A 402-nucleotide genomic window follows, 5' to 3' on the forward strand; every position below is an offset into this window, starting at 1 on the left:
AATCATTGCAACTGCCGACGGCTTGATCCCTGCGCAAAGCTTTATTGTCGCCAACGATCAGGCCATCAAGGACAAGCGCGCGCAGATCAGCGATTTCCTGCAGCGCCTGCAAGCCGCGCGCGCCTAGTCGGTCAGCGACCCGCAGCACAATGAAATCTACGCCAACGCCTGGGCTGCGCTGACCAAAGCCGATGCACAAGTAGCGCGCCGCTGGTTTTCCCGCGCTCAGGTCGTGGTGGTGCCGATCACCCCGCAAGTGGTGGCAGGCGCACAGCAGACTATCGATTTTTTCAACCACGCCGGGCTGACCAAACGCTATCCTGCTGCCAGCGTGTTTGACGAGTCGTTCAATGCGGCGCTGGACAGCCAGACGCAGGTTGCCCGCTGAACGACTGCCTTGTC

Annotated in this window: 1 pseudogene; it reads left to right on the forward strand. The window is 60.7% G+C overall.

Annotated features, from left to right (window positions below):
• Window positions 1-388 (forward strand): annotated as a pseudogene (locus tag ALO43_RS18655) (type 2 periplasmic-binding domain-containing protein); the annotation flags it as partial.
• Window positions 389-402 lie beyond the last annotated feature (14 nt).

Source organism: Pseudomonas tremae, from assembly GCF_001401155.1.
GTDB classification, from domain to species: Bacteria; Pseudomonadota; Gammaproteobacteria; order Pseudomonadales; family Pseudomonadaceae; genus Aquipseudomonas; species Aquipseudomonas tremae.